The organism is Janthinobacterium sp. ROICE36, from assembly GCF_002869965.1.
In the GTDB taxonomy this organism is placed as follows: domain Bacteria; phylum Pseudomonadota; class Gammaproteobacteria; order Burkholderiales; family Burkholderiaceae_D; genus Janthinobacterium.
The window spans coordinates 1-2,334 of record NZ_PEBS01000156.1 but is presented as its reverse complement, the minus strand read 5'-3'; the positions used below and the strand labels follow the sequence as shown (position 1 = coordinate 2,334).

Genomic DNA, 2,334 nt, shown 5'->3' with positions numbered 1-2,334 from the left:
TATCCCGAGCGGCAAGCATGTCTTTGACGTGCTGTGCAAGCAATTGGTGATCGAACATCGATTGATTCCGCCGCGTCACCCGCAAACCAACGGCATGGTCGAACGCTTCAATGGCCGCATCAGCGAGATCGTTAACCAAACCCGTTTCGCATCCGCCGCCGAGCTTGAATCGACTTTGCGTAACTATCTCAAAATTTACAACCACAATATTCCACAGCGCGCGTTAGATCATCAAACGCCGATTCAAGCGCTCAAGAAATGGCAGGAGAAAAAGCCGGAATTATTCGTAAAGCGGTGTATAACCAAGCGGGTCTTGACAATTGCTGCGGGCCGGTTGGTAGATGCCGTCATGCTAGCCGATCCTTTCAGGGCGCTCAGCGACTGCGTGCTATAGGCAAGTGGGTTCTGTCGCGTTGTTGATCCGAAGGCGAAATTTCCCCGGACTGGCGCTGGACCCTCAAACTGGACCGACCACTCCCGCCAACGCGTAAAAATGGTCGACGAACGACATCTTGTCCGCGCCGTCGAGCGCGAACGAGCATTTGCGGATCATGTGCATGAGTTCCACGCCGGCGAGTACGGAGCCGGCGGAAACGAAATGATTTGAAATTGAGCATTGGCCTGGTCAGCCGCTTGATCGCACGATGGTCCTGCTCGGCAATGTTGTTGAGGTACTTGCCCTGGTGCACCGGGATCGGTTTGTCCCGGCCGGCATTGAGCGCGTCGATGGCCGGCTTGTTGGCGCCTCTCTTGTCCGTCGTGACCTTGTCAGGATTGCCGTTCGCGTCCCTGGCCTTGTTGAAGAAGCGCTTTGCCGCGGCCATGTCGCGCTTGGCCCTCAGCAGAAAATCGACGGTCTTGCCCAGCTTGTCAAGAGTTCAAAATAGATTCCGTTTGGCAATCAACTGCAATGCGGTTAAATGGGGGACGGCTGACAGCTCGTCGGTACTTGTTTTCAGCGTAGTTTGTGAGCGACCGCCTCGCTAAGCAGGTTCTGCGCTTCGTTGATCCGGCGGACCCGTAGAAGCTGTCGTGCCGCTTGCTGAGCCGTCTGTCGACGCGCATCATTGAGCATCTGGCGCACTGCCGATGGCGCGGGCCCACCGATACCATAGCGGCGCGCGACGTTTTGAACCGGATCGAGCGCCTCACGTACCGAGTCGATGGACAGAACCAGCTTGCGGCCCAATTTGCGCTGCGCTGCTTGCTGAATCATTCCGAGGTCAATTTCATTGGCCTTCTTATCTTGCGCAATGGCGCTTTCGACTACCAACGCGATCACCTCATGAGCCTGCCTGAATGAAAGACCGCTTTCGCATACAAGCATGTCAGTCAGGTCGGTCATAGTTGCATAGCCGTGGGCTGCATATTGCAGCATTTGTGCCGGCTTCGGCTGCAGTGTTCGCACTACGCCGGTCATTGCGTGGGTCGCCGCAAGCATTGCGTCAATCGACCTCGGTTCGAGTGCCACGCGTGCGACACTGTGTTGGTACTCGATGCTATTGAGAGAGGAAAGAATAGACACCAGTGGCCCCAACGTGGCCGAGGCGATCTGGCGCGTGCGTTCTAGCGAATCGGGATTTTTCTTTTGCGGCATTATGCTGCTCGTACCGGCAAAGGCGCCATCCAGTTCAACTGAGCGGTATTCGTCGGTCGACCACAGCTGTATTTCCGATGCCAGCCGGCTCAGCATACTCATGTAAATGGCATTATCAGCCGCGAATTCAGTGATGTGGTCCCATCCCGCCGTGGCCTCGATGGTATTGACAACGAGGCCATCAAAACCCAGCAATTTTGCTGTACGTTCGCGGTCTAGTGGCCAGCCACTGCCAGCGGAGGCAGCTGCTCCAAGTGGGCTGAGGTTCATGCGCGCATACAGTTGCTCGTAGCGCTCGATGCTTTTACTCAAGCTCTCGGAAATAGCCATCAAATAATGACCGAGAGTGATCGGTTGCGCTTGTTTACGGTGTGTATAGACGACCATCACAGTATCAAGCTGTGCTGCGGCCTTCTCGTTGACAGTACTGCGTAGCGCAATCAGTGCTTCGAGCGTGCGATTGAGCTGATCGCGATAGAACAAGCGATTTACCGTATTGGCCAAATCGTTACGACTGCGTCCAATATGCATTTTCCCGGCCACTGGTCCGGTCGATTGAATCAACGCGTGTTCGTACGGCAGATAGGAACGCATCGCACCGTCTGCCTTTGGTTCTGTCGCATTAGCGAGTGCGGCGGGGCCGATCAGGTAGACTGCGGCGCCCGGCCCAGGACGAATCGACATGCTCAACTTCAAAGGAATGCGTTTTCCGATCGATGTGATCCTGGTGTGCGTCC

The 2,334-nt window shown here is 55.7% G+C and carries 1 protein-coding gene and 2 pseudogenes; 1 reads left to right on the top strand and 2 read right to left on the bottom strand.

What is annotated here, in order from left to right; genetic code table 11:
* Positions 1–318, top strand: a pseudogene (locus CSZ94_RS27115) (integrase core domain-containing protein); the annotation flags it as partial.
* A 139-nt stretch (positions 319–457) separates the two neighbouring features.
* Here the strand turns inward: CSZ94_RS27115 and CSZ94_RS27110 are convergent.
* A pseudogene (locus CSZ94_RS27110) lies at positions 458–875 on the bottom strand (DDE-type integrase/transposase/recombinase); the annotation flags it as partial.
* An 80-nt stretch (positions 876–955) separates the two neighbouring features.
* A partial coding sequence (gene argH / locus CSZ94_RS27105; protein ID WP_102124329.1) for an argininosuccinate lyase occupies positions 956–2,334 on the bottom strand: 1,379 nt, incomplete at its 5' end.